At 69.9% G+C, this 20,055-nt stretch carries 14 protein-coding genes; 2 read left to right on the top strand and 12 right to left on the bottom strand.

The window, feature by feature from the left end; translation table 11 throughout:
* Positions 1-213: 213 nt before the first annotated feature.
* The 3 genes from ACWDR4_RS18780 to ACWDR4_RS18770 form a co-directional block, all read right to left on the bottom strand.
* Positions 214-4,035, bottom strand: a complete 3,822-nt coding sequence (locus tag ACWDR4_RS18780; protein WP_450409776.1) for an Rne/Rng family ribonuclease — start codon at positions 4,033-4,035, stop codon at positions 214-216.
* A 263-nt stretch (positions 4,036-4,298) separates the two neighbouring features.
* Positions 4,299-5,192, bottom strand: coding sequence for a TIGR03936 family radical SAM-associated protein (locus ACWDR4_RS18775; protein ID WP_450409774.1), 894 nt, complete (start codon positions 5,190-5,192; stop codon positions 4,299-4,301).
* A 47-nt stretch (positions 5,193-5,239) separates the two neighbouring features.
* Complete coding sequence (locus ACWDR4_RS18770; RefSeq protein ID WP_450409807.1) at positions 5,240-6,436, bottom strand: hypothetical protein; 1,197 nt, start codon at positions 6,434-6,436, stop codon at positions 5,240-5,242.
* 126 nt (positions 6,437-6,562) lie between these two features.
* On the opposite strand from ACWDR4_RS18770, the gene ACWDR4_RS18765 reads away from it, so the two are divergent.
* Both ACWDR4_RS18765 and ACWDR4_RS18760 read left to right on the top strand, forming a co-directional pair.
* Positions 6,563-7,930, top strand: coding sequence for a serine hydrolase domain-containing protein (locus tag ACWDR4_RS18765; RefSeq protein ID WP_450409772.1), 1,368 nt, complete (start codon positions 6,563-6,565; stop codon positions 7,928-7,930).
* Between the two features lie 40 nt (positions 7,931-7,970).
* Positions 7,971-8,747: a methyltransferase domain-containing protein gene (locus ACWDR4_RS18760; RefSeq protein WP_450409770.1), complete on the top strand. Its 777-nt coding sequence runs from the start codon at positions 7,971-7,973 to the stop codon at positions 8,745-8,747.
* A gap of 11 nt (positions 8,748-8,758) precedes the next feature.
* Here the strand turns inward: ACWDR4_RS18760 and ACWDR4_RS18755 are convergent, their stop codons facing one another.
* The 9 genes from ACWDR4_RS18755 to ACWDR4_RS18715 form a co-directional block, all read right to left on the bottom strand.
* Positions 8,759-10,708, bottom strand: coding sequence for a TIGR03960 family B12-binding radical SAM protein (locus ACWDR4_RS18755; RefSeq protein WP_450409768.1), 1,950 nt, complete (start codon positions 10,706-10,708; stop codon positions 8,759-8,761).
* 127 nt (positions 10,709-10,835) lie between these two features.
* Positions 10,836-12,338 carry a CYTH and CHAD domain-containing protein gene (locus ACWDR4_RS18750; RefSeq protein ID WP_450409766.1) on the bottom strand — a complete coding sequence of 501 codons (1,503 nt, stop codon included), beginning with the start codon at positions 12,336-12,338 and terminating at the stop codon, positions 10,836-10,838.
* A gap of 107 nt (positions 12,339-12,445) precedes the next feature.
* On the bottom strand, positions 12,446-13,645 hold the full coding sequence (gene rodA, locus ACWDR4_RS18745; protein ID WP_450409764.1) for a rod shape-determining protein RodA: 1,200 nt from the start codon (positions 13,643-13,645) through the stop codon (positions 12,446-12,448).
* Positions 13,642-15,909, bottom strand: coding sequence for a penicillin-binding protein 2 (gene mrdA, locus ACWDR4_RS18740; RefSeq protein WP_450409762.1), 2,268 nt, complete (start codon positions 15,907-15,909; stop codon positions 13,642-13,644). The genes rodA and mrdA overlap by 4 nt, the downstream gene beginning before the upstream one ends.
* A 131-nt stretch (positions 15,910-16,040) precedes the next feature.
* Positions 16,041-16,712, bottom strand: coding sequence for a rod shape-determining protein MreD (mreD, locus tag ACWDR4_RS18735; RefSeq protein ID WP_450409760.1), 672 nt, complete (start codon positions 16,710-16,712; stop codon positions 16,041-16,043).
* Positions 16,713-16,726: 14 nt separating this feature from the next.
* Complete coding sequence (gene mreC, locus ACWDR4_RS18730; RefSeq protein ID WP_450409758.1) at positions 16,727-17,671, bottom strand: rod shape-determining protein MreC; 945 nt, start codon at positions 17,669-17,671, stop codon at positions 16,727-16,729.
* A 157-nt stretch (positions 17,672-17,828) separates the two neighbouring features.
* Positions 17,829-18,848, bottom strand: a complete 1,020-nt coding sequence (locus tag ACWDR4_RS18725) for a rod shape-determining protein (RefSeq protein WP_450409756.1) — start codon at positions 18,846-18,848, stop codon at positions 17,829-17,831.
* Positions 18,849-19,209: 361 nt separating this feature from the next.
* Positions 19,210-19,623 (bottom strand): nucleoside-diphosphate kinase, encoded by a 414-nt coding sequence (gene ndk, locus ACWDR4_RS18720; RefSeq protein WP_369035915.1) that lies wholly within the window; start codon positions 19,621-19,623, stop codon positions 19,210-19,212.
* 68 nt (positions 19,624-19,691) lie between these two features.
* On the bottom strand, positions 19,692-20,054 hold the full coding sequence (locus tag ACWDR4_RS18715) for a DUF4233 domain-containing protein (RefSeq protein ID WP_450409755.1): 363 nt from the start codon (positions 20,052-20,054) through the stop codon (positions 19,692-19,694).
* Position 20,055: the final 1 nt, after the last annotated feature.

The raw sequence follows: 20,055 nt of genomic DNA, 5'->3' as shown, positions 1-20,055 counted from the left end.
CTCAGGAGGATGAAGGTTTACGGGGATGTAAGCGCGTCACGGATAAAGCTATGGACACGCCGACGGTCAAGATTACGGGCCCGGCCTGAACGGGTCAAACTGAGCCCGATTCCCCGCAGTCAGGGCACCCAAACACGGCGGTCCGCCCGGGTACCGCACCCGGACGGACCGCCGTAACGCAACTACCGGCAACTCAGCTACCGGCCGGAAGGATCAGCCCTCCGAGGCCGAACCCGTACCCGCCGACACCGACTCCTGCGCCGACTGCTCGGCCGCGGCAGCCGTCTTCTTCGACGTCGCCGCCTTCTTGGTCGTGGCCTTCTTGGCGGCCGTCGTCGTCTTCTTGGCAGCCGTCTTCTTGACCGCCGTGGTCTTCTTCGCGGCGGTCTTCTTGGCCGTGGTCGCCTTCTTGGCGGCGGTCTTGCGCGCCGTCTTCTTGGCGGGAACCGCGTCCTCGGCCTCGGCCTCGTCGGCAGGCGCCGCAGCGGCCTCGGTGGCCGCCGGGACGACCACGACGGCCGCCTCCGCGGACGAGGTGGGCGCGGTGGCCTTGCGCACGGCACGTCGCCGCGGCCGGGCCGGAGCCGCACTCTCGGTCGCGACGGCCTCGACAGGAGCCTCGACCGAAGCCGGAGCCGGAGCAGCCACCGGAGCAGCCACCGGAGCCGGCTCCACAACCGTCTCGGCGACGGTCGTCGTCACCACGGTCTCGGCCACAGCCTCGTCGGCCGCCTTCGGCGACCCGGCCGGAGCGGACACCTTGCGGGTGGCCCGCCGACGCGTACGCCCCTTGGGAGCCGCGTCGTCCTGCACCGCGACCGGCGCTTCGGCGACGGGCGCCTCGACCACCGGGTCCTCGACGGCCACGGGCTCGGCGTGAGCCACAGCCTCCGCCACGGCGACCGGCGCCGCATCCGGGACCACCGAAGCCTCGGCGACAACGGACTCGGCCGTACGAGCGTCAGCACCACGCCCGTGACCCCCACGGGACTCGCCCCTGGGCGCCCCCGCCGGAGCCGAGGCCCGACGGCTGGCGCGCCGCCTGGAACGGCCACCGCGACCGGCCGCGGCCTCCGCCTCGGCGGCACTGCTGTACAGCTCGTCGTCGGGCTCGAAGAAGGGCTCCGGCGCCGCGACCTCGGCGGCGACCTCGGCCACCGTCTCCTCGACGTCGTCGTCCCCATCCGCGTCCACGGTCACGTCGTGCTCGTGAGTGTCGTGGGCGTGCTCGTGCTCGGCACCGCCACGGCCGCGCTTCTTGCGCTTGCCGCCGCCTCCGCTGGAGGTCGGCTGCTCCATGTGCACGATGACACCGCGGCCGTTGCAGTGGACGCAGGTCTCGGAGAACGACTCCAGCAGGCCCTGTCCGACCCGCTTACGGGTCATCTGCACGAGCCCCAGCGAGGTGACCTCGGCCACCTGGTGCTTCGTACGGTCGCGGCCCAGGCACTCCAGCAGGCGCCGCAGCACCAGGTCCCGGTTCGACTCCAGGACCATGTCGATGAAGTCGATGACGACGATGCCGCCCAGGTCGCGCAGCCGCAGCTGGCGCACGATCTCCTCGGCCGCCTCCAGGTTGTTCCTGGTGACCGTCTCCTCCAGGTTGCCGCCCTGGCCGGTGAACTTGCCGGTGTTGACGTCGACGACGATCATCGCCTCGGTCTTGTCGATCACCAGCGAGCCGCCGCTGGGCAGCCACACCTTGCGGTCGAGCGCCTTGGCGAGCTGCTCGTCGATGCGGTACGTCGCGAAGACGTCGACCTCGGAGGTCCACTTCGACAGCCGGTCGACCAGGTCAGGGGCCACGTGGGACACGTACCCGTGGATGGTCTGCCAGGCCTCGTCACCGCTGACGATGACCTTGGTGAAGTCCTCGTTGAAGATGTCGCGCACGACGCGGACGGTCATGTCCGGCTCGCCGTACAGCAGGGTCGGCGCGTTGCCGCCCTTCGACTTCTTCTGGATTTCCTCCCACTGCGCCTGGAGCCGCTCGACGTCACGGCGCAGCTCGTCCTCGCTCGCGCCCTCGGCGGCGGTGCGCACGATGACGCCCGCGTCCTCGGGGACGATCTTCTTGAGGATGGTCTTCAGACGCGCGCGCTCGGTGTCGGGCAGCTTGCGGCTGATGCCGGTCATCGACCCCTCGGGGACGTAGACCAAGTAGCGGCCGGGGAGCGAGACCTGACTGGTCAGGCGCGCGCCCTTGTGGCCGATCGGGTCCTTCGTGACCTGCACGAGGACCGGCTGCCCGGACTTCAGCGCGCTCTCGATGCGCCGCGGCCCGTTGGCCATCCCCAGCGCCTCGAAGTTGACCTCACCGGCGTACAGGACGGCGTTGCGCCCCTTGCCGATGTCGATGAACGCGGCCTCCATGGACGGCAGCACGTTCTGCACCTTGCCCAGGTACACGTTGCCGACGTACGAGGTCGCCTGCTCCTTGTTGACGTAGTGCTCGACGAGCACGTTGTCCTCAAGGACACCGATCTGGGTGCGGTCGCCGTACTGGCGTACGACCATCACGCGTTCGACGGCCTCGCGGCGGGCCAGGAACTCGGCCTCGGTGATGATCGGGACGCGGCGGCGACCCTGCTCGCGGCCTTCGCGGCGGCGCTGCTTCTTGGCTTCGAGACGCGTCGAGCCCTTGATGGACTGCACCTCGTCGCTCGGGTGCTCGTCCCGCTTGGGGCGCGGCTCACGGACCTTGACGACCGTGCGCTCGGGGTCGCTCTCGGCGCTCCCGATCTCGCTCTCGCCGGACGAGTCACCGGCACGACGCCGACGACGACGCCGGCGACGGCTGCTGGCGGAACCGGACCCGCCCGGCTCGTCGCGCTCGTCCTCCTCGGCGTCCTCGTCGACCTGGTCGGCGGCGTCCTCGTCGGCACGCGCGGACTGCTCGCCCGCGTAGTCGTCGTCCCCGGAGTCGTTGTCGGAGTCGGCGGACTCACCACGGCGCCTACGACGGCCACCGCGGCGGCGGCGCCGACGTGAACCGGGGCCCTCGTCGCCGTCGTCGTCCGTGTCGGTGCTGTCCTCGGCGGACTCGTAGGCGTCGTCGACGCTCTCGGTCTCCTCCGGCTCCTCGACCACGACGGGCGCGGCGGCCACGGGCTCCTCGTCGGTACGCCCACGACGGCGGCGACGGCGCGGGGTGTGCTCCTCGACGACCGTCTCGGCGACCGGGGCGGCCTCGACGGTCTCTTCCTCGGTCTCGATCTCCTCGACGTCCTCGGCCGCTTCGGCGGCAGCCGCGGCGGCGGCGGCCCGCTCGGGCGTCTGGAACATCGGCTCGGTGAAGACGGGTGCCTGGAAGACGGCGACGGCAGGACGCGCGGGACGCCGCCCGTTCTCGCCGTTCTCGACGGCGGGCGCGGGCGCGGAGAACCCGACAGCGGCCTTACGGGCGACCCGACGACGCCCACGACGCGACGAGGCGTCCTCGGCGACGACGGTCTCGGGCTCGATCTCAGGCTTGGCGGCCTCGGCGACGGGCGCGGGCACCTCTTCCACGGGGGCGGCCGGAGCCTCGGCCTCGGCAACGGGCGCGGAGACCCGGCGCGTGGCCCGACGACGGCTACGCGGAGCGGGCGCGGCCTCCTCCACGGCCGCGGGCGCCTCGACGGCCGCCACGCTCTCCTCGCCGCTCTTCTCGCCCTGCTCGCCGCTCTCCTCGGCAGTCGGGGCGGATACGGCGGTCACGGCAGGTTCGTCAACGGCCTCGGCAGCCTTGGCGGGCGCACCGGCGGGCGCGGACGCGCGCCGGGTGGCCCGACGGCGCGTACGAGGAGCGGGCGCCTCGGCGGCAGCGGGTTCCTCGGCGTTCTGATCGATGATCTCTACGGTCCGGTCGGCCTCTGCGGCCGGTATGGCCGGCGCCGTGGTCTCGGCCACAGCGGCGGCCTCGGACCCGGCGACCGGCGGTCCCGCGGGGCGGGACGCGGCGCGGCGCCGTCGGCGCGGCGGCAGGGTGTCGCTGGGGGTGTCGTGTGCGGAACCCTCGGTGGGCTCCGAAGCGGCTTCGGTCGGTTCGAGCATGCGGGCGGTTCTCCCGTCAGGCTCCCGGGCTCCGCACCTGGTCCGGCTTGGGTGCCGGTGACGTCCGCGGCTCGCGCAGTGCGCGGTGCCGCCGTCCGGGGCGCGGGCGCCGCACGGGAGCTCTCTGTGTCCTGTCTCGCCGGTTCCGTACGCCATGTTGCGTACGGCCTGGCGAAAGTCTTGTGGTCGGTGCGCTGCCCGACCCAGGTGGCTCCCGAGTACGAGGGCGGCGCTACGACGTCCGTCCCTTCGCGGGACCTTCCTTACGCCGGTGCCTGCGACGCGGCGGCAGTCGGAGTGGCCATGGAGAGGGCCACCGCTGCCTCGCGGTCGGGCGCGAGCGGGTCGGTCACCGTGCCGGTCTCTTCATCGAACAGCCCCTGCGCCAGCCTGGTCACCCCTGCGGGGACCGGCGGCGCCAGGTCGGCCACGGCGCGAAGACCGGACAGGACGTCGTCGGGTCGAACGGCAGGCGTCACGTGCCGAACAACCAGCCGCAGTATCGCACAGGGCTGGGCGGTCGGCCCAGCAAGGGGCGCGGCGCCAGCCGCTCCAGTGGAGCCGACGCTTGCGGCGGGCTGTGGACTGTGCGTCTCAACACCTGACTCAGCACGTGCCACGGCAGGTGTTTCACCACCTGCCGCAACGCCTGTTACGAGACCTGTTTCGAGTGCCTCCAGGCCCGCGACCGCGCCCCGGGCATCGAAGGTTCTCATGCCGTTCTTGGCGAGGCGCTGGACCTCGACGGTCTCGGCGGCGTTGAAGAGGTCGACGGCGCGGCGCGCGTCCTCGGGCGCCACACCCTCCAGACGCAGCTCCCACACGGAAGCCGTGAGCCGGTCGGCGAGCCCGGAGGTCCGGGCCTCGACCGCGTCGACGATGTCGAGCCCGGTGGGCAGCGACTCGTCGAGCAGCTCGCGCAGCTTGTCGGGATCGCGCGCTTCGGTGAGCGCGATCTCCAGGTACTCCGCCTCACTGCCCGTGCCGGTGGCTGCGGCATTGGCGTACGACACCTTCGGATGCGGCGTGAACCCCGCCGAGTAGGCCATCGGCACCTCGGCACGGCGCAGCGCACGCTCGAAGGCGCGCTGGAAGTCACGGTGGCTGGTGAACCGGAGGCGGCCACGCTTGGTGTAGCGCAGTCGGATGCGCTGCACCGTCGGCGCGGGCGGCGGGCCTTCGGGCTGTCGCTTGCCCAGTGGAGTCAGTCCTTCGTGAGTGCGGTCGTACTGCTACCTAGAGTACGTCCGTCGACGTCTCCCGGTTCCCGCCGGTCCACGGCGACCGCCTCCTTGGGCTCCCCGAAGAGCATCCGCCGGAAGTCGGCCCGCGCCTGGCGTGCCGAGTCGCGCGCGGCGGCCAGCACCTGCCGGGTGACACGCCCCACACTGCGCGCGGCCTCGGCGGCGGGCCGCAGAACGGCGTCCCGTACGACATGCCCGACCGGCGTCAGCACCGTCAGGTACACCCAGCGCACGGGCTCCACGAAGATCCACCGAAGGAGGGTCCCCAGGAACCGCCCGACGGCGAGCGAGATGTACCCGGCGATACGCCAGGCATGCCCGAGCGCGCTCCAGACCTCCCGCCCGACGACGGCGAGGACACGTCCGACGGGCGTCAGCACCCAGCGCCACAGCGCGAGCGCGGGCAGCACAAGAAGCAGGCGCAGCACCCAGTACAGAACGAACCCGATCCCGGTGACCACCATGCTGACCAGCCACGCGACCCCGGCGACCACCATGCTGACGAGCCACGCGACCCCCCGGGCACACCAGGCGACGGCCCGCCCGACCGGCGTGAGGACCCACTCGTACAGCCACCGCGCAGGTACGACGACCAGATACCGCACGAGCCACGCGGCCACGGCGTACACCCCGAGCCCCAGGGCCGCCGCACCCGCCCCGATCCCCCGAAGCACCCACAGCACCGCGTGCCCCACAGGCGTGAGCACGCGCGCGTAGAGCCAGCCGAACCCGGCACCGATCCCCCGGCACACCCACCCGAGCCCTGCGCCGATCCCCCGGCACACCCAGGCGATCCCGTGCCCGAGCGGCGTCAGCACATGCCGGAAGAGCCACACCAGGGGGACGACGACGAGCACGTTCGCGAGCCACCCGAGCGCCTTGCCCAGCGGCACCACGACGTACCGCCAGAGCCCGACGAACGGCCAGACGAGAACAGCCCGGGCGACCCAGCCCAGCGCCCGTCCAAGGGGCCGCAGCACGGCATCAGTAAGAAGCCGCCATCCGACGACGAGCCCGTCCCACGCCATCCGCACCGGCACGACGAGCACGAGCACGACGATCCGCACAGGGATGCGAATCGCAACGACGAGACACCCTTCGGGCTGCCGTTCGGGCTGCCGTGCCTCGACCTTCGTGGCCGGTTTCTCCAGATCCATACCGACGTAGACGCGCGAGCCCCCCGTCCGGATGCGGTGTATCCGAAAAGTGATCAGGACGAGGGACAAGGGCCGTAAACCTACGACTTTTCCCCTGCCGGAATGCGCGGATGCCAAAATGCGCGCATGGGGATGCCGAACGCGCTGAAGTCGAACAGGCTGGCCGAGTACTGCACTTCGATCCTGGAGGAGCACAGCTGCCCATCGGCGTCAGTGGCCGTGGTCGAACACGGCGAGGTGACCCTGGCCGAGGCGTACGGCCTCGCGGACCTCACCACGCGCCGCCCGGCCACCCCCGAGACGGCCTACGCCCTGGCCTCGGTCACCAAGCCCATGACGGCGACGGCGATCTGCGTGGCGGCCGACGAGGGCCTGCTGGACCTGGACGCCCCCGTACCCGTACCGGACGACCACGGCTGGCCGGCCCCGACCGCCCGCCAACTCCTCCAGCACCGGGGCGGCTTCGGCGCCCACTACGACTTCCACTACACCGGCCCCGACACCGACGACCGGATCGACGCAACCCCGTACGCGAGACTGCACCGCCCCCCGGACACCGCCTTCGAGTACGCCAACCTCGGCTACCGAGCCCTGGGCCAGCTACTGGAAGCGGCGTCGGGCCAAGGCCTCGCGGACTTCGTACGGGAGCGGGTGTTCGAGCCCCTCGGCCTCACCGCCCTCCACCTGGGCCCCACCCACCCCGGCCCGGCTCCCTCGGCGACGCGCTACACCACCGACGGCCGCCCCTATCCGCCGTACTGCGATACCAGCCACCCCGGCGCCACCCTGGGCTGGGCCCCCGCCGCCCAACTGGCCCTCTTCGCCCAGTCGTACGACCGTCTGCTGAAACCGGAGACGGCGGCGGCCGTCCGCGAGGCGCACCCAGTAAACCCGGGCCTCGGATACGGGCTCGGCTGGTGTCTGTCACGCGGTACCGGTCCCCTGGTGCAGAGCCACGGCGGCGGGATGGGCGGAGTAGCGGCGATCGTCGTGACCGTGCCCGAGCAACAGCTGTCGGTGTCGGTACTGACCAACAGCACCAACAAGGCGGCCCGCGACAGCATCACCCACCACATCCTCACCACGCTCGTCCCCGACTTCTCCCCCGGGTCGATCTCCCCGATCACGGAAGACCCGATACGCCCCCTGCACCTGCCAACACCCCACTGGCAAGGCGCGATCAGCACCCCCGAGGGAGACATCCCGCTGTCGCTGAGCCTCTCCCCGGAGGACGACGTGGCCCGCCTGCACCTGAACGGCGAGACGGCGGAAGCCCCGGCAAGCGCGTCGCGCGCATGGTCTGTGCAGGCGACCTTCCCCCTGCAACTCCCCACGGCGGACGCCCGGATCAACAGCCCGGTCCTGGCCCTCCGCCTCCACCAGGAACCCGGGGACGGCACCCTTCACGGCGTGGCACAGGCCCACAAGTCCGGTGACACAGAGGGCCTGTTGGGTAACTTCCTCACGCACCCCTGCCAACTCCGCTCCCGCTGAACCCACTTGGCGCCCGGCGCACAGCTGCTTGACTGACCCCATGACGAAGACCCTCGGTGTGCCCAGGCCCGACCAGGCGTCCTACATGCTGCGCGCCGCGTCCGAGGACGCGGGCCGGGCGTACAAGCAGCGTCTGCTCGACCTGCTGGACCTCCGCCCGGGCCACACCGTCCTGGACGTGGGCTGCGGCCCCGGCACCGACCTCCCGGCACTGGCGGAACGCGTCGGCCCGACCGGCCGCGTCATCGGCGTGGACCAGGACTTGGCGATGCTGGCGACAGCCCGCGAACGCACCGCCGCCGTGAGCACGGTGGAGATCCGGGAGGCGGACGCGCACGCCCTGCCCGTCGTCCCCGGAACAGTGGACCGCGCCAAGATCGACCGGGTGCTGATGCATGTGCGGTCCCCGGCGGACGTACTGGCCCAACTCCGCACCGCCACCCGCCCCGGCGCCCTCGTCGGCCTGGCGGAACCCGACTGGGACACCCTGGCGGTGGACTCGGAGGACCTGGAGACGAGCCGCGCCTTCACCCGCTACACCACCGAGAAGGTCGTCCGCCACGCCACCATCGGCCGCAGCCTCGCCCGCCTGGCGACCCAGGCGGGCTTCCGCATCGAGGCGACGCTCGCGACGACCCCGGTCTTCACCGACTTCGACCACGCCGACCACACCCTGGGCCTCGGCCGCAACACGCAACAGGCCATCACGGAGGGCCACATCGACCGCGAACGGGGCGAAGCCTGGTTCGCAGACCTCGCCCGCGCCCCCTTCTACGCCTCGTTCACTCTGGTCACGGTGATCTGCTCCCACCCCTGACGTCCATCACGTCAGTGACTGTGCCCGGTCCCCACGGGCTGCTTCACGGTCAACGGCAGCAACTTCTTGCCCGTGGGACCGATTTGAATGGACGTGTCCATCTGCGGGCACACCCCGCAGTCAAAACAAGGCGTCCACCGGCAGTCCTCGACCTCTGTCTCGTCGAGGGAGTCCTGCCAGTCCTCCCAGAGCCAGTCCTTGTCGAGGCCCGAGTCGAGGTGGTCCCACGGGAGGACCTCCTCGTATGTGCGTTCGCGCGTCGTGTACCAGTCGACGTCGACACCGAAGTCGGGCAGCGTCTTCTCCGCGCAGGCCATCCAGCGGTCGTACGAGAAGTACTCGCGCCAGCCGTCGAAGCGACCGCCGTCCTCGTACACCGCCCGGATCACCGCGCCGATCCGCCGGTCGCCGCGGGACAGCAGGCCCTCGACGATGCCGGGCTTGCCGTCGTGATAGCGGAAGCCGATCGAGCGGCCGTACTTCTTGTCGCCGCGGATCTTGTCGCGGAGCTTCCCGAGGCGGGCGTCCGTCTCCTCCGCCGAGAGCTGCGGGGCCCACTGGAACGGGGTGTGCGGCTTGGGTACGAAGCCGCCGATCGAGACCGTGCAGCGGATGTCGTTCTGGCCGGAGACCCTGCGGCCCTCGGCGATCACGTTCATCGCCATGTCGGCGATCTGGAGGACGTCCTCGTCGGTCTCCGTCGGCAGACCGCACATGAAGTACAGCTTCACCTGCCGCCAGCCGTTGCCGTACGCCGTGGAGACCGTCCGGATCAGGTCCTCTTCCGAGACCATCTTGTTGATGACCTTGCGCATGCGTTCCGAGCCGCCCTCGGGCGCGAACGTCAGACCCGAGCGACGGCCGTTGCGCGTCAGCTCGTTCGCCAGGTCCACGTTGAAGGCGTCCACGCGGGTGGAGGGGAGCGACAGGCCGATCTTGTCCTCGGTGTAGCGGTCCGCGAGGCCCTTCGCGATGTCACCGATCTCCGAGTGGTCCGCCGAGGACAGGGAGAGCAGGCCGACCTCCTCGAAGCCGGTCGCCTTCAGACCCTTCTCCACCATCTCGCCGATGCCCGTGATCGACCGCTCCCGCACCGGGCGCGTGATCATGCCGGCCTGGCAGAAACGGCAGCCGCGCGTGCAGCCGCGGAAGATCTCGACCGACATGCGCTCGTGGACGGTCTCCGCGAGCGGGACCAGGGGCTGCTTGGGGTAGGGCCACTCGTCCAGGTCCATGACCGTGTGCTTCGACACCCGCCACGGGACGCCACTCTTGTTCGGTACGACGCGGGCGATCCGGCCGTCCGGCAGGTACTCCACGTCGTAGAACGCCGGGATGTACACGGACCCCGTCTTCGCGAGGCGGAACAGGACCTCCTCGCGACCGCCCGGGCGGCCCTCCGCCTTCCAGGCGCGGATGATCTCCGTCATGTCGAGGACTGCCTGCTCGCCGTCACCGATGATCACCGCGTCGACGAAGTCCGCGATGGGCTCGGGGTTGAAGGCCGCGTGGCCGCCGGCCAGCACGATCGGGTCGTCGATCGTCCGGTCCTTGGACTCCAGCGGGATGCCCGCCAGGTCCAGCGCCGTCAGCATGTTCGTGTAGCCCAGCTCCGTGGAGAAGGACAGCCCGAACACGTCGAAGGCCCGCACGGGGCGGTGGGCGTCCACCGTGAACTGCGGGACGCCGTGCTCCCGCATCAGCGCCTCAAGGTCGGGCCACACGCTGTACGTGCGCTCGGCGAGCACGCCCTCACGCTCGTTCAGCACCTCGTACAGGATCATGACGCCCTGGTTGGGCAGCCCGACCTCGTACGCGTCGGGGTACATGAGCGCCCAGCGGACGTCGCAGTCCTCCCACGGCTTGACCGTGGAGTTGAGCTCTCCGCCGACGTACTGGATGGGCTTCTGCACATGCGGGAGCAGAGCTTCGAGCTGCGGGAAGACCGATTCGGCTGACATCTCGCACTTCCGTGGACCGACAGGGGTGGTCATTCAGCGTAACGCGGCCCGGGACACCCGCCGTACCGCCGAGGATCTCTCCGGTCCCATCCCCCGTCCGTTCCCCGGCCTGTTCCCCGTTCCGTCCTCAGACGTCCATCCCGTCCTTGGCCGTCGCCCAGGCCTCCGGCGCCGCCTCCTCCACCCGCTCCGCCCGCCGCTCCTCCCGCCCGTACAGCAGCCCGTACGTGAAGGTGTCCTCGCCCGCCGCGTGCGCCACGGCGGACAGCTCGCCCAGGGTCGTGCGGACCATGACGCTGTCCTGGTGGTCGCCGAGGAGGCCCTGGAGGGACTTCATCGACTTGACGAGCGCCTTGGCCGGGCCGCCGAGCGCCGGGCCCGCCGCCTCGGCCGCGTAGCGGGTGCGCTTGGCCTTCTTGCGGGCCTCGTGCAGCCCGAGGTCCCGGTCGGCGCCGGACGGCTGTTCCATGGCCTCCTCGATCAGCGCGGCCACCTTCGAGAAGTCCTTGCGTACGGCCTTGGCGAGCACCTTGTCCGGATTCTTCGCCGCCGCCTTGAGCACCGGCGGGTCGGCGACCACACCGTCCAGAGTGTCGAGAAGGGTCAGATAGCGCGGGGAGTCCAGCACGCCGAGCAGTCGGCTGCGCGCCCCTCCGTACTCGGCCTTGGACCAGGCGGCCAGACGGTCCCGCACCGGGCCGTGGACGAGGGCGGGGGGCAGGTCGTCGAGGACCGTGTTCAGCCGTTCGGCCAGTACTTCCTGGTCGCGGCCCACGCCCAGCTCCCCGGCGAGCCACTTCAGCTCGTCGCCGATCGGGTCGGTGACCTCCCGGTCGAGGACCTCGCCGAAGGACTTGAACGTGCTGCGCAGCCGGCGCGTGGCGACCCGCATGTCGTGCACGGACTCCTCGGTGTCCTGGCGCACGGCCGGGTCGAGGTCGACGATGGCGTCCCGCTGGGCGCGGACATAAGCGAGGACGTGGTCGCCGGCGGTGACGGGCTCGGCGGGTCCCGCCTTCGGCAGCGGCTGTCCGCCCTTGGTCTCCGCCAGCGCCCGCGCCAGCTTCGACGTGGACTTCGACGGCCGTACGCCCGCCTTGCGCAGGCGCTTCTCCACCTTGTCGAGGACGCGGATGTCACCGCCGTCGGCCAGCTCCACCTCGATCTCGGTCCACTGCGCGGTGCCGTCACCGCCGAACAGCCGGTCCGCCCGTACGGTGTCCACGCCGACCTCGGCGAGCTGCTTGCCCTCGGCGTCGACGAGGTCGCGCACGTCCCGTGCGGAGCGCAGCCGGACCACGGGCACGAGCTGTCCCTCACGGATCCGGGCGCGGACCAGCCCGGCCAGTTCGTCGGGGACGGTGTCGGAGAGCGGGACCTGGATCTCGTCGCGGACCCCCGGGCCGACCGGCAGCTTGAGGTGCCAGCCGGCGTCGGAACCGCCGGTGCGGCGGCGCAGCGTGATCGACGCGGAGGCCAGACGCAGGTCCGAGGTGTCGTAGTAGGTCGCGTCCAGTTCGGCGGTGCCCTTGTCGAGGACGTCCGCGACACCGGCGACACCGGTCAGGTCGGGCAGCCCGCTGTCGTCGGATTCGTACTTCCGCTCGATTTCCCGCTTTGTGTCCGCCATGAATTGAATCTAGTCACGATTCAGCGTCGACGTCAGTCCCCGAAGGTCACCTCTTGGCCATTCGGGACACATTCACCGTTCTCCCTGATGACACCCACCGGTCACCGCTACGCGGACATGGGCCGCTGCACTCTGATCGACTGCAGCAACCCCACCGCCACCCACACGGCGAACATCGACGATCCTCCGTACGACACGAAGGGCAGTGGCAGACCGGCGACCGGCATGATCCCCAGGGTCATCCCGATGTTCTCGAACGCCTGGAAGGCGAACCACGCGATGATCCCGGCGGCGACGATCGTGCCGTACAGCTCGGTCGTCTCGCGGGCGATACGGCAGGCCCGCCACAGCACCACGCCCAGGAGCAGGATGATCAGGCCCGCGCCCATGAAGCCCAGCTCCTCCCCCGCGACCGTGAACACGAAGTCGGTCTGCTGCTCGGGCACGAACTGGCCGGTGGTCTGCGAGCCGTGGAACAGGCCCGTGCCCGTCAGTCCGCCCGAACCGATCGCGATCCGGGCCTGGTTGGTGTTGTAGCCGACCCCGGACGGGTCCAGCTCCGGGTTGGCGAAGGCGGCGAAGCGGTTGATCTGGTACTCGTCCAGGATCCCGAGCTGCCAGACCAGCACCGCACCCAGGGCGCCCGTGCCGAGCAGACCGAAGATCCAGCGGTTGGAGGCGCCGGAGGCCAGCAGCACCCCGAGCACGATGATGACCATGACCATGACCGACCCGAGGTCGGGCATCAGCATGACGATCATCATCGGTACGGCGGCCAGGCCCAGGGCCTGGAGGACCGTGCGGTGGTCGGGGTAGGGCTTGTCGCCCGCGTCGACCCGGGCGGCCAGCAGCATCGCCATGCCCAGGATGATCGTGATCTTCACGAACTCCGAGGGCTGGAGCGAGAAGCCGCCGCCGAGCACGATCCACGCGTGGGCGCCGTTGACGGTCGCGCCCAGCGGGGTCAGCACCATGAGGATCAGGAAGACCGAGAGGCCGTACAGGATCGGGACCGCGGTGCGCAGGGTGCGGTGGCCGAGCCAGACCGTGCCGATCATCAGACAGAACCCGATGCCGGTGTTCATCAGGTGCCGGATCAGGAAGTAGTACTGGTCGCCCTGGTTGATCTCGGTGCGGTTGCGGGTCGCCGAGTAGACCAGGATCGCGCCCATGAAGGACAGCGCGAGCGCGGACAGCAGTATCGGCCAGTCCAGCCTGCGGGCCAGCGAGTCGCGGGCCAGCAGACGGGACAGGGACGAGCGTTCGGGGCCGTAGCCGGAGACGGAGAAGGTGTTCGCGCCGGTCATGTCGTGGTCGTCCTTCGCGTGCTCCGCCTGCGCCTGCGTCTGCGGCTTCCGTGGGCTCGTCGGCCGCTGCGGTTGGTGCGGGTGCCTTCCGAGGCGGCCGTGGCCGGCGGGAGCTGTCCGGCCGCGAGGGCGAGCGTCTCCTCGGTGGCCTCCTTCTCCGGGACGTACGGCTTGATCTTCGGGGCGTCGATCGAACCGTCCGACTCGATCTTCGGCAGGCTCTTCTGCGGGGTGGGCAGCAGCGCCTTCTTGCTGTCGATCTTGCCGTCCGGGGAGACGCCGTACAGAGCCTCGTATATCTTGCGGACGGCCGGGCCGGAGGCTCCGGAACCCGTACCACCCTGGGAGATCGTCATGACGATCGTGTAGTCCTTGGTGTACGTCGCGAACCACGAGGTGGTCTGCTTGCCGTAGACCTCGGCCGTACCCGTCTTGGCGTGCATCGGGATCTTGTCCTGCGGCCAGCCGCCGAACCGCCAGGCCGCCGAACCACGGGTGACGACCCCTTCAAGGGCACCGTCTATGTCGTTCAGGGTCGACTTCGAGATCGGCAGCTTGCCGTGCGACTTGGGCTTGATCGCCTGGACGGACTTGCCGTCGGCGCTGACGATCGCCTTGCCGACCGTCGGGTCGTACAGGGTGCCGCCGTTGGAGATCGCCGAGTAGATCGTCGCCATCTGTATCGGCGTGACGAGGATGTCGCCCTGGCCGATCGAGTAGTTGACGGAGTCACCGGCGCGCATCAGATTGCCTTCGAGGCAGTTCTCGTACGCGATCTGCTGGGCGTACGTGCCGCCCTTCTTGCCGTACTTGCACCAGGAGGCCTTGTTGGCCTTCCAGTAGTCCTGCTTCCACTTGCGGTCGGGGACGCGACCGGTGACCTCGTTGGGGAGGTCGATGCCGGTCACGGCGCCGAGGCCGTACTGGTGGGCGGTCTTGTAGAACCAGTTGCCTGCGCTCTTCTTCGGCTTCAGGCCGCCGTCCTTCGCCCACTCGTCATGGGCGATCCGGTAGAAGACCGTGTCGCAGGAGACCTCGATGGCACGGCCGAGGCTGATCGGGCCGTACCCCTTGGACTCGTAGTTCTTGAAGACCTGGCCGCCGATCGAGTACGAGCTGGAGCAGTCGTAGTTCCCGTCGAAGGGGTAGCCCGCGTTGACGGCGGCCGAGGTGGAGATGACCTTGAAGATCGAGCCGGGGGCCGCCTGGCCCTGGATCGCCCGGTTGAGCAGCGGGTAGTTGGAGCTCTTGCCGGTCAGCTTGGCGTAGTCCTTGGCGGAGATGCCGCCGACCCAGGCGTTCGGGTCGTACGTCGGGTTGGACGCCATCGCGACGACCCGGCCCGTCTTGGCCTCCATGACGACGACCGCGCCCGCGTCGGCCTTGTAGTTCTCGCTGGTGTTGTCGTCGTACTCCTTGCGGGCTTCCTTCATCGCGTTGTTCAGCTCGTACTCGGCGACCCGCTGAACCCGCGCGTCTATGCTCGTGACGAGGTTGGAGCCGGACTGCGCGGGGTCCGCCTCGGCGGTGCCGATGACCCGGCCGAGGTTGTCCACCTCGTAGCGGGTGACGCCGGCCTTGCCGCGCAGCTCCTTGTCGTACTCCCGCTCAAGACCGGAGCGGCCGACCTGGTCGGAGCGCAGATAGGGCGAGTCGGTGTCCTGCGCCTTGGTGATCTCCTCGTCGGTGACCGGGGAGAGATAGCCGAGGACCTGGGCGGTGTTGGACCCGCCGGGGCCGGCGTAACGGCGCACGGCCTCGGGCTCGGCGGTGATGCCGGGGAAGTCCTCGGAGCGCTCACGGATCTGGAGGGCCTGACGGGCGGTGGCCTCGTCCGTGATGGGGATCGGCTGGTAGGGCGAGCCGTTCCAGCAGGGCTGGGGCGTGTTGGCGTCGCACAGCCGGACCTTGTCCTTGACGTCCTTGGGCTTCATGCCCAGGACCCCGGCGAGCTTGGTGAGGACGGCGTCGCCGTCGTCCGCCATCTTCAGCAGCTCGGTGCGCGACGCGGAGACGACGAGACGTGTCTCGTTGTCCGCGATCGGCACCCCGCGCGCGTCGAGGATCGACCCGCGTACGGCGGGCTGCACGACCTGCTGCACATGGTTGCCGGACGCCTCCTTGGCGTAGGCGTCGCCCTCCCGGATCTGGAGGTACCACAGCCGGCCGCCGAGGGTGCCGAGGAGGGAGAGGACGAGGATCTGGATGACGACGAGCCGGATCTGGACGCGTGGCGTCCGGCCGGTCTCGGGAATGTTGGTCACTGGTGCTGCCTCCCCCTCTCAGCGCGCCGACGTGTGTGACGTAGACGTATGTGCGCGTACGAATGATGAACGCCTGAGCTGTGAGGCGGCGTTCCGGCCCGGTGAACCCGTTCGAGTGAACTCCGATGCGGTCACAGGCGCTTGACCCCCTTGATACGGCCGGCCCGGGCCGCCTTCGACCTCGCCGCCTTAACCTTCAGGCCGCCGCGCTGGCTGCCGATGCGCAGGCCGGTGCCGGAGGAGAGCCAGCCGGAGGAGATGTCGGCCTTCTTGGCCGAGGAGTTGGTCTCGGCGAGCGGATCGTTCTCCGCTCTGCGCGCCAGGAACATGATGCCGGGGACCACGAAGGGCGCGAGCAGCAGGTCGTACAGCGCGGCCGTGAACAGCAGGCTGCTGAGGCCGACGTTGCGGGCGGCGGTGTCGCCGACGAGGGCGCCGACACCGGCGTACAGCAGGGTCGTGCCGACGGCGGCGGCGACCACGACGGCCATCGGGCCGGTGGCCGACTTGAGCTGCCCGTTCTCGGGTTTGACCAGTCCGGCCAGATAACCGATGACGCAGAGCACGAGGGCGTAGCGGCCTGCCGCGTGGTCGGCGGGCGGGGCGAGGTCGGCGAGGAGTCCGGCGCCGAAGCCGACGAGGGCGCCGCCGACATGGCCGTACACCAGGGCGAGGCCGAGGACGGTCAGCAGGAGGAGGTCGGGGACGGCGCCCGGGAGGTGCAGGCGGGCGAGGACGCTCACCTGGACCACCATGGCGACGACCACCAGGGTGGTGGAGAGGAGCATCCGGTTGAAACGCATGGGGAGTTCAGCTCCTACTGCTCTTGCTGGTACTGGCCGTCGGCCGCCGGCGCGGACGGGGTCACCGTGACGGTGACCGTCGGCGTGGGCGTCGGCTTCGGCTTGGCCGGGAGGACGGTGTCGCGCGGGTCGGTGCGCGGGGCCTCGACGACGACGCCGACGATGTCGAGCTTGGTGAAGCCGACGAACGGCGTGACGTAGATCGTGCGGGTCAGGTCGCCGCCGGACGGATCGACCCGGGACACGACACCCACGGGTACGCCGGGCACGAACGGCTTGTCGGCCTGCGAGCCGAAGGTGACGAGCCGGTCGCCCTTCTGCACCTTGGCCTTGCCGTTGAGGAGCTGGACGCGCAGCGGCCGGTCGCCCTGCCCGGAGGCGAAGCCCAGCTCGTCGCTGCCCTCCATGCGCGTGCCGACGGTGAAGTCGGGGTCGTTGGCGAGCAGCACGGTCGAGGTGCCGGGGCCGACGGTGGTGATGCGGCCGACGAGTCCGTCGCCGTTGAGGACGGTCATGTCGCGCTTGACGCCGTCGTTCGCGCCGATGTCGATGGTGACCGTCCAGGAGAAGCCCTGGGCCGCTCCTATGGCGATGACCTCGGCGCCCTTGATGCCGTACTGCCCGGCACCGGCCGACTTGAGCATCTTGTCGAGCTGGCCCAGGCGGCTGCGGTTGCGGTCGTCGCTGCCGAGACGGGCCTTGAGCGCCGCGTTCTCCTTCTCCAGCGTGGCGAGCCGGTCGTGCCGCTCACCGGAGTCGCGTACGGCGGAGACCGCGTCGCCGACCGGGTCGACCACGGTGGCCACCCCGTCCTCGACCGGCCCGAAGACGGCTGCCGCGGCCTGCCGGGCACCGTCGACCGGTGAGTCCTCCCCACCGCGGATGTCCACCGTGATCAGCGCGAACGCGATGGCGATCAGCAGCACCAGGAGCAGCCGGCTCTCTCGTGTGTCCCTCACGTGCGGCGGCCGTGCCTTCCTCAATAGAGTTTTTGGGCAACAGAGTCTTTGGGAGTCTTTGGCGGCAATGGAGTTCTTTGGGGGAGCTTATGCCTCTATACCAACGATCCGCCGCACGAGAGGAGATCATCTCGTACGGCGGAATCGAAGAGTTACGTCATCTGCGCGGCTGCGCGTCCAGCACCTGCTGGAGCGCCTCGAACTCCTCCACGCACTTGCCGGAGCCGAGCACCACGCTGTCCAGCGGGTCCTCGGCGATGTGGATGGGCATACCGGTCTCCCGGCGCAGCCGCTCGTCGAGCCCGCGGAGCAGGGCGCCGCCGCCGGTCAGAACGATTCCGCGGTCCATGATGTCGCCGGACAGCTCGGGCGGGCACTTGTCGAGGGTGGTCTTCACGGCGTCGACGATCGCGTTGACCGGTTCTTCGATGGCCTTGCGGACTTCGGCCGCGGAGATCACGACGGTCTTGGGCAGGCCGGATACGAGGTCCCGGCCGCGGATTTCGGTGTGTTCGTCAGCGTCGAGGTCGTACGCCGAACCGATCGTGATCTTGATCTGTTCGGCCGTCCGCTCACCGAGGAGGAGCGAGTACTCCTTCTTGATGTGCTGGATGATCGCGTTGTCCAGTTCGTCACCCGCGACGCGGATGGACTGGGCGGTGACGATGCCGCCGAGGGAGATGACCGCGACCTCCGTGGTGCCGCCGCCGATGTCCACCACCATGTTGCCCGTGGCCTCGTGGACCGGCAGGCCGGAACCGATGGCCGCGGCCATGGGCTCCTCGATGATGTGCACCTGACGCGCGCCGGCCTGGGACGAGGCCTCGATGACGGCGCGGCGCTCGACGCCCGTGATGCCCGAGGGCACACAGACGACGACACGGGGACGGGCGAGATACCGCCGCTTGTGAATCTTCAGAATGAAGTAGCGGAGCATCCGCTCGGTGATCTCGAAGTCGGCGATGACGCCGTCCCTGAGCGGGCGCACGGCAACGATGTTGCCGGGCGTCCGACCGATCATCTTCTTCGCTTCCGATCCGACCGCGAGGATGCCACCGGTGTTGGTGTTGATCGCGACGACGGACGGCTCGTTGAGTACGATCCCGCGACCCCTGACGTACACCAGCGTGTTGGCGGTCCCCAGGTCGATTGCCATGTCGCGGCCGATGAACGACATTGAGTTCCCCATCAGGATTCGTCTGGCCTTCCCAAGAGAAGCGTGTGAGGGCTTTGGTTTGGGGCGGCGAAGTGGGTGCGGTGACGTGAAGGCTTGCAAGGCTTACATCGTAGTCTCGCCTGCACGAACACCGCGCGAGGGTCTTCGCCATTGTCAGCATGCGATGTGCCGTCTCGCTTCTGGAGACGAGCGTTCGGGGGTAGGCGTTCCCCCGATCGGCACGCATATGCCGGGGGACGGCCGGTTTTCGACGGCCGTCCCAGGTCAGACAATCCTCGGGCATCCGAGTGAGGTGACGGTTCCTCAGAAACGGTGTGTACAGAAACTGCGCAAGAACTTCACCGGCCGGATGCCCGGGTGCTCAGTCGCGGCCGGGGAAGAAGATCTTCAGCTCGCGCTCGGCGGACTCCTCGGAGTCGGAGGCGTGGATGAGGTTCTCGCGGACGATCACGCCGTAGTCACCGCGGATGGAACCGGGGGCGGCGGCGATGGGGTCGGTGGGCCCGGCGAGCGCGCGCACACCCTCGATGACCCGCTCCCCCTCGACGACCAGGGCGACGACGGGGCCGGATGCCATGAACTCGACGAGGGGCTCGTAGAAGGGCTTGCCCTTGTGCTCGCCGTAGTGCTGCTCCAGCGTCTCCTGGTCCAGGGTGCGCAGCTCCAGCGCGGTGATACGCCAGCCGGCCTTGCGCTCGATCCGGCCGATGATCTCGCCGGTCAGGCCGCGACGGACGGCGTCGGGCTTGAGGAGGACGAGGGTGCGCTGAGTCACGGGGGTGGCTCCATTCGAGGTCACGTATGTGCGGTGCACAGAGGCTACAGGGCCGCCCTGAGCGGGTGTCACGCAGCGTCAGGACTGGTTCCGGTCGGCTGGGCCTGCGCGGCGAATCTCGCCTTGGCCTCGTCGATCTTCCTGCCGTAGTGCACGGACGCCCACCACAGCGCGGCGAACATCGCGCCCATGAAGTACATGGTCGGGACGACGACGCCGGACGCGATGAGCGCGATCTGCAGGGCCCAGCCGAGCTGGATGCCGCCGGGCCGGGTGATCACACCGCAGAGCAGCACGCACAGGAGCATGGCGATGCCGCTGACCGTCCACACGGTCGACGTGGACAGGTCGGGGTCCTTCATGGCGACGAGACCGGCGAAACCGATCACGAAGACCTCGCCGATCAGGGTCGAAGCACAGAGCGTACGCACG

It is taken from the genome of Streptomyces sp. NPDC000878, assembly GCF_053599695.1.
This window is presented reverse-complemented; position numbering and strand designations above follow the sequence as displayed.